General features: G+C 67.9%; 5 protein-coding genes, 2 pseudogenes and 1 other annotated feature. Of the genes and pseudogenes, 5 read left to right on the forward strand and 2 right to left on the reverse strand.

Features of this window, described 5'->3' with window-relative positions; genetic code table 11:
• The first annotated feature begins 35 nt into the window (after positions 1-35).
• The 4 genes from HUK84_RS07625 to HUK84_RS07640 all read left to right on the forward strand — a co-directional run bounded on the left by HUK84_RS07625 (position 36) and on the right by HUK84_RS07640 (position 4294).
• The gene (locus HUK84_RS07625) at positions 36-1199 is read left to right on the forward strand and encodes an NAD(P)/FAD-dependent oxidoreductase (RefSeq protein ID WP_176639752.1); all 1164 of its coding nucleotides are present in this window, start codon (positions 36-38) and stop codon (positions 1197-1199) included.
• A gap of 71 nt (positions 1200-1270) precedes the next feature.
• Positions 1271-2620: an MFS transporter gene (locus tag HUK84_RS07630; RefSeq protein WP_317135252.1), complete on the forward strand. Its 1350-nt coding sequence runs from the start codon at positions 1271-1273 to the stop codon at positions 2618-2620.
• Positions 2617-3888 (forward strand): NAD(P)/FAD-dependent oxidoreductase, encoded by a 1272-nt coding sequence (locus HUK84_RS07635; RefSeq protein ID WP_176639754.1) that lies wholly within the window; start codon positions 2617-2619, stop codon positions 3886-3888. The genes HUK84_RS07630 and HUK84_RS07635 overlap by 4 nt, the downstream gene beginning before the upstream one ends.
• Before the next feature lie 118 nt (positions 3889-4006).
• Positions 4007-4294, forward strand: a complete 288-nt coding sequence (locus HUK84_RS07640; RefSeq protein ID WP_176639755.1) for a YciI family protein — start codon at positions 4007-4009, stop codon at positions 4292-4294.
• On the opposite strand, the pseudogene HUK84_RS07645 reads toward HUK84_RS07640, so the two are convergent.
• Both HUK84_RS07645 and HUK84_RS07650 read right to left on the reverse strand, forming a co-directional pair.
• Positions 4295-4578: pseudogene (locus tag HUK84_RS07645) on the reverse strand (IS5/IS1182 family transposase); the annotation flags it as partial. It abuts the gene before it with no gap.
• 5 nt (positions 4579-4583) lie between these two features.
• Positions 4584-5243 (reverse strand): annotated as a pseudogene (locus HUK84_RS07650) (IS3 family transposase); the annotation flags it as partial.
• Positions 4841-4949 (reverse strand) — a sequence feature (AL1L pseudoknot). Its footprint overlaps the pseudogene before it by 109 nt.
• Positions 5244-5470: 227 nt before the next feature.
• Between HUK84_RS07650 and HUK84_RS07655 the strand changes: the two are divergent.
• A partial coding sequence (locus HUK84_RS07655; RefSeq protein WP_317135253.1) for a DEAD/DEAH box helicase occupies positions 5471-7478 on the forward strand: 2008 nt, incomplete at its 3' end.

Here is a 7478-nt window from a genome sequence, read left to right on the forward strand (position 1 = left end):
GTCAAGCCGCTGCCGCTCGACAGCAGGATCGTGCCATGAGCCGCGCTCTGTCCGCCGCGCCGCGCCGTGCCGACGTCGTGATCGTCGGCGGCGGCTTCATGGGGGCGGCGACCGCCTTCTTCCTGCGCCGGCACGGCCTGTCCGTGATTCTGCTGGAACGCGACCTGATCGGCCAGGCGGCCAGCGGCGTGAATTTCGGCAATGTCCGCCGCCAGGGCCGCTTTCTGCCGCAATTGCCCCTTTCCAACCTGTCGCGCGACCTGTGGGGGCGCCTGCCAGAACTGATCGGCGAGGATGCGGAATTCCTGCCTTCGGGGCATATCCGCGTCGCCTTTACCGAGGACAACGCCGCCCGCCTGGAACGCTACGCCGCCGATTGCCGGCCCTATGGGCTGGAACTGGAGCTGCTCAGCGGCAATGCCGCGCGGGCCCGCTTTCCCATGCTGGCGCCCGACGTGCATACCGTCTCGTTCTCGCCCGCGGACGGCCACGCGAATCCGCGCCTGGCCGCACCCGCCTTCGGCCGGGCGGCCAGGCGCGCCGGCGCGCACGTGCTGGAAGAAACCGAAGTCACCGGCATCGGCAAGGACGGCGAGGATTTCGTCATCGAGACACGCGGACAGGGCGTCTTTCGCGCCCCGCTGCTGCAGATTTCCACCGGCGCCTGGGCGCAGGCCATGGCCGCGACCTTCGGCGATCATCTGCGCCTGATTCCGCGCGGACCGCAGATGGGCGTGACTGAACCGGTGCCCTATCGGATCGGGCCGGTCATCGGCTTCGCCTCCGACGTGACCGAGGAAGGCGTCTATCTGCGCCAGGTGGCGCGCGGCAACATCGTCTTCGGCGGCGGCAGGCGGACCGACGCCAACCTGGTGACGAAGCGCGCGCCGCTGGACCCGCTGAACACGATCCGCCAGATGCCGCACCTGGCGCGGCTGTTGCCGGACATCGCGCGGCTGCGGGTGATCCGCACCTGGTCGGGGGTGGAAGCCTATCTGGACGACGACATCCCGGTGATGGGCCCCAGTGCCGGGGTGGCCGGGCTGTTCTACGCCTTCGGCTTCTGCGGACATGGATTCCAGCTTGGCCCGGGGGTCGGCCATGCCATGGCGGAACTGATCGCGACCGGAAAAACCAGCGTGCCGATCGACGCCTTTCATATCGGCCGCTTCCGCGGTCCGGACCGGCCGAACGTTTGAACAGCATGGCGGCCGCCTCCTGCCCATCCACCTCCTGCCCTTCCGCCCCTGGCCCATCCACCCCTGGCCCGGTGCGCACGCTGGACGACCTGCCGCCGACACCCTTTCACGCACGGCTGGCGGCGGTCGCGGCGGGCGGCCCGTTCTGCGACGGCTATATCCTCGGCATCGTCGGCATCGCTCTTCCCAGCCTGGTACAGGATCGGCATCTGTCCAGCGGCGGCATCGGCCTGGTCGGCGCCTCGGCCCTGCTGGGGGTGCTGGCGGGTGGCACGCTGGGCGGGGTGGTGGCCGACCGGCTGGGGCGCAAGCCGCTCTTCACCCTCAATATCGCGGCCTTTGTCGTCCTTTCGCTGCTGCAGGCCGCGTGCCCGGACCTGGCGACGCTGGTCCTGCTGCGCTTCCTGCTGGGAGTGGCGGTCGGGGCGGACTATCCGATCGCCACCGCCTATGTGACCGAATTCATGCCCCGCGCCTGGCGCGGCCCGATCCTGTCGGGCCTGATCCTGTCCTGGTGGGTGGGCTATACCGCCAGCTATGCCGTCGGCTATCTGCTGTCGCTGCTGGGGGACGATTTCTGGCGCGCCGGCCTCGCCTCCAGCGCCGTACCGGCGTTGCTGCTGTTCCTGATGCGGGCCGGACTGCCGGAATCCCCTCGCTGGCTGGCCCAGCAGGGCCGGATCGAAGAGGCGCGCGCCGTCGTCCGCCGCCATCTGCGCGCGGATCTTTCGCTGGGGCAGGAAAGCCAGGGCGCCCTGTCGGTGATGCAGATCCTGCGTTCGCGCTATCGCGGGCCCCTGCTGTTCGTCAGCGCCTTCTGGATCCTGCAGAGCGCGCCGGGCTTTGCCATCCATACGCTCCAGGCGCAGTTGCTGACGCAATATCACGTGCCGGGCGCGCTGCTGGGATCGTTTATCCTGACCGGCCTGACCGTGCTGGGGATCCTGCCGGTCTCGCTGGGGCTGATCAACCGGGTCGGCCGGCGGCCGCTGCTGATGAGCACGTTCGCCGTCAGCCTGGCGGGCCTGCTGCTGCTGGGCGCCGCCCCGGCCCCGGCGGAATGGGCGGTGTTCCTGGGCTTCACCCTCTATTCGGTCGCCGAGGCCGCCGGATCGGGCCTGCAGTTCGTCTATCCGAACGAACTGTTCCCGACCGCCATCCGCGCCACCGCCATGGGCCTGGCCTGCTCGTTCAGCCGGCTGGGTGCCGCGTTCGGCACATTCCTGCTGCCCGTCGGCTATGCCCGGTTCGGCATGCAGGCGATGATGCTGGTCGCCGCAAGCTGCATGCTGCTCGGCCTGCTGATCAGTTGGCGCTGGGCGCCGGAGACCACGGGTCTGCGCCTGGACGATACACCCCGGCCCCCGGCGCACCTTGCCGCCGGTTCCCTTTCCGACCTGCCCGAGCGGACCACGCGATGAAACTCACTTCCTACTGGCTCGACACCGCCGCGTCCCCCCAGGGAACGCCGCATGACGCCTTTCCCTCGACCGCGGACGCGGTGGTGGTGGGCGGTGGCTTCACCGGTCTGTCCGCCGCGCATGCTCTGGCGACGCGCGGCCTGTCGGTCGTGGTACTGGAAGCCGACATGATCGCCTGCCATGCCTCGGGCCGCAATGGCGGGCATGTCAATAACGGCACGGCCGGCAGTTTCCAGGCATTGGCCGCGACCCATGGGCTGGACCATGCGGTCGCGCTGTACCGCTTCTTCGACGACGCCGTGGACACGGTGGAACGCCTGGTGGCCGACGCGGCGCTGGAATGCGATTTTCGCCGCTGCGGCAAGCTGAAAGTCGCCTGGACCGCCAAGCATCGCGAGGTCCTGCGCGCCGACCAGGCGGCACTGGCGCGACACGCCGACCCGCAGACGGATTTTCTCGATCGCGACGCGGTGGCGGCGGAAATCGGCACCCCCGCGTTCCAGGGCGGCATTCTCTACCGCAAGAGCGCGCAGATGCATGTCGGCCGCTTCGGAGCCGGGCTGGCGCGGGCGGCCATGGCGGCGGGGGCACGGATCTTCGAGCATACGCCGATGACCGCCTTGCGCCGGACCGCCGGGGGCCACGAGATCGTGACCGCGCTGGGCGCGATCCGGGCCCGGAAGGTGCTGCTGGCCACCGGTACCAGTCGCCGGGCACCGAACTGGTTCCGCCGCCGGATCATGCCGGTGGGCAGTTTTATCGTCGCCACGGCGCCCCTGCCGGACGCGCTGCTGGCTCATATCCTGCCGGGCGGTCGGAATGTCGTTACCACGCGCTATATCCATAATTATTTCCGCACCACCGCCGATGGCCGCCTGATCTTCGGCGGACGCGCCAATTTCTCGCAATCCAGCGCGGCGTCGGACGTCAAATGCGGGCAGATCCTGCATCGCGCGATGACCGAGATCTTTCCGGCGCTGCAGGACACGCCCGTCGCCTATTGCTGGGGCGGGAACGTGGATATGAGCGTCGATCGCCTGCCCCATGCCGGCGAATGGGAGGGGATTTATTACGCCATGGGCCTCAGTGGCCATGGCGTGCAGATGTCGGTCCATCTGGGACAATTGCTGGGCCGGAAGCTCGCCGGCGAGACAGTCGCGATCCCGATCTGGAATGCGCCATGGCACAAGATCCCGGCCTATGGCATTGCCGCTTCCCTTATGCCGGCCGTTGGCCTGTATTACCGGATCAAGGATCGTCTCGCCTGACGATCGAGGGCGGCGCCAAAGGCGCGCATCCCTCTCGGCGCGAGGCAAAGCCATCCGGACTTGGCACTTCCCCCGTATCGGCGCATCCTTGCCGGCAAACAGAGGGAGGAACCCGTCCATGTTCATCGTCAGCCTGAGCTACCGGAAGCCGGTCGAGGAAATCGAGGCGCAGATCGTACCGCATCGGGACTATCTGGACCGCTATTACGCCGAAGGGATCTTCCTTGCCTCCGGCGCAAAGACTCCGCGCACGGGCGGCGTCATCCTTGCCAGCGGGAAAGTCTCTCGCGAGCGGCTGGACGCCATTCTGGCCGAAGACCCGTTCCACCTGCTTGGCATCGCGGACTATGAGATTATCGAGTTCTCGCCGACGAAATACGTCCCGGCGCTCGAGGGTCTTCTCTGACGCTCGGGGCGACCGGCCGGAAGCGAAAAGCGCTTGCTTCCGGCCACCGCCTCGGAAATCGGCCTCCGCATTACGGCGGCCATCGCCGCCGGGTGGTTCGATATCATCTTTGCGGCGAAAGCTTTTCATACCGGCCCAGGCATCGATCAGGGTGCCGTCGACCGAAAAATACTCGCTGGACAGAAGCTGCCTGACCCGTTGCTGCTCCAGGATAGCAGCGAGAAACTTGCCGCGATCTCGCCCGCCGGCAACCGGTCGCGGTTCTTGGAAAAGCAGGAGTGATCGCCTGCGCCTGCTCGAGCGCATCAAGGATGAAGTCCGACTTCATGTCGCGCGACACCCGCCAGCCGACGATCCGCCGAGCGAAGGCATCGGGCGACCGTGACACCCTCGCGGAGCAACTGGCGCCAGACCTTGCGCACGCCGTAGGCGCTGAAGTTCTCCGCGTGTATCCGCCGGATGTCGTCACGCAGCCTGGCATCGCGCTGCTCGCGGGCCGGCAACCGCTGCGAATCACACGCACGCGGCATGCTCGTGATAGGTCGATGGGGCGATCGGCAGAACACGCGCGATCGGCTCGACCCCGGCGGTGCTGATCGATGAAGGCGATCATGGCTTGGGTCGGCGGTCGAACTCCGCCATCGCAAAATAAGCCTATGCCTTGCGCAGGATCTCGTTGGCCTGTCGCAGTTCGCGAACCTCGCGTTCCAGGGCCTTGACCCGCTCGCTCTCGGCTGTCGTCGGCCCGGACGCGCCCCCCCCTGTCGCGCTCGGTCTGGCGCACCCAACTGCGTAGCATCTCGCCCAAGCAGCCAATCTTGGCCGCCATCGCGCAGATCGCCGCCCATTGCGTCGCATGCTTGCCCCGCTGCTCCAACACCAGACGCACCGCACGCTCGCGGACCTCTCGTGGAAATGGTCGCGGGGGCACGCAAGCACCGCTTTCCATATCCGTTATGCGCGGCGATATAACGTTTTAAAGTTGCCATCGAGACGGCCGCTGAAAAGCAGAAAGAACCGACCTGCGGAATGACGCCCCGAAGGAAAACCCCGAATGCCGACCCGCTTACAAGGTTCGCCCCCGCGACCCGCGCATGGTTCGACGCGGCGTTCGCGTGTCCGACCGCGGTGCAGGCGGCAGCCTGGGCGGTCATCAGCGCCGGGGAAAACGCACTGGTGATCGCGCCGACCGGTTCGGGCAAGACCCTGGCCGCATTCCTGCATGCGATCGACCGGCTTTTCCGCGAGCGTGAGGCGGAGATTGCCGCAGAGACGGCACCCGGGTCAACGACGCCCGAAGCAAGGGCGGCGACACGCATTCTCTACATCTCGCCGGCCAAAGCGCTCGGCGCCGACGTGCAGCGCAATCTGCGAATCCCGCTCCATGGCGTTGGAGTGGAGCGGGAGCGGCGCGGTGACGCACCCGTCGAGATCACTGTCGGCATGCGTACCGGCGATACCCCTGCGGCCGAACGGGCGGGGCTGCTGCGCCGCCCTCCCGACATTCTCATCACCACGCCCGAGTCACTCTATCTGATGCTGACCTCGAAGGCGCGCGAGACGCTGCGTGGCATACAGGCCGTGATCGTCGACGAGGTTCATGCGGTGGCCGACACCAAGCGCGGTGCGCATCTGGCGCTGAGCCTGGAGCGTCTGGACGCGTTGCTGGCCACGCCAGCCCAGCGGATCGGATTGTCGGCGACCGTGCGCCCGGTCGATCGGGTGGCGCAATTCCTGGGTGGGGCGCAGCCGGTCACGGTCGTGAATCCGCCCTCGAGCCGCCGGCTCGATCTGAAGATCGTGGTGCCGGTCAAGGACATGGGCGACCTGGCGGCATCGGGCGGCCAGGCCGGCGATGAGGAACGGAGCGCACGAGGCGGCTCGATCTGGCCTCATGTCGAAGCCAGCATCTTCGATAAGATCCTGGCCCAGCGGGCGACAATCGTCTTCGCCAATTCGCGCGGCCTTGCCGAGAAGCTCACGGCAAGGCTTAACGAACTCTATGCCGAGCGATTCGCGCAAGACGCGCCGCTCATGCCGAATGCCGAGCCGCCCGTCCATTACGCGTCGGCCTCCGGCAGCACCGAAAAGCGATCGACGGGCGTGCCGCCGCTGCTCGCGCGGTCGCATCATGGCTCGGTCTCGAAAGAGCAGCGCCGCGAGATCGAAGACGCCCTCAAATCCGGCGATCTACGCTGCGTCGTCGCGACGTCGAGCCTGGAACTCGGCATCGATATGGGGCTGGTCGATCTGGTGATCCAGGTTGCAGCGCCCCCATCGGTGGCGAGTGGCCTGCAACGGGTAGGCCGCGCCGGACATCAGGTCGGCGGCGCGTCATCCGGGTTGGTCTATCCCCGCACGCGGCGCGATCTGGTCGATGCCACCGTAACCGTCGAATCCATGCGCGCCGGCCGTATCGAGGCGATCGACCCGCCTCGCAACCCGCTCGACGTGCTGGCCCAGCAGACGGTGGCGGCGGTCGCCGTCTCACCTGTAGCCGTCGAGGACTGGTATGCGGCGGTGCGCCGCGCCGCGCCTTTCCGGACCCTGCCGCGCGCCGCGTTCGATGCGACGCTCGACATGCTCGCCGGGCGCTATCCCTCCAACGATTTCGCCGCGTTCCGCCCCCGCCTGGTCTGGAACCGCGAGACCGGGGTCCTGACGCCGCGTCCCGGCGCCTTGCAGCTTGCCGTCACGAGCGGCGGCACCATTCCCGACCGGGGAATGTTTGCCGTCGTCCTCCCTGAGGGCGAGGAACGGGCCGGGTCGCGCCGCGTCGGGGAACTCGATGAAGAGATGGTCTACGAATCCCGGGTGAACGACATCATCACACTCGGCACGACGTCCTGGCGCATCGAACAGATCACCAACGACCAGGTTATCGTGACGCCGGCGCCGGGCCGCTCGGCGCGGCTACCTTTCTGGCACGGCGATGGCGTGCGGCGGCCCGCCGAACTGGGGGAAGCAATCGGCGCCTTCCTGGCCGCGCTCGACGCCGGAATGCGCGAAGAAACCAGAGACGACGATACCGTTCCCCCGCCGGAGACGAGGTTGCGGGCGGCCGGGCTGAACACGAACGCGATCGCCAACATGCGTGCGCTCGTCGACGCGCAGCGTGCGGCGACCGGCGTGCTGCCGACGGATCGGACGCTGGTGGTCGAGCGCTGCCGCGACGAGGCCGGCG

The sequence above is a fragment of the Nguyenibacter vanlangensis genome (assembly GCF_013376155.1).
Taxonomy (GTDB): Bacteria; Pseudomonadota; Alphaproteobacteria; order Acetobacterales; family Acetobacteraceae; genus Gluconacetobacter; species Gluconacetobacter vanlangensis.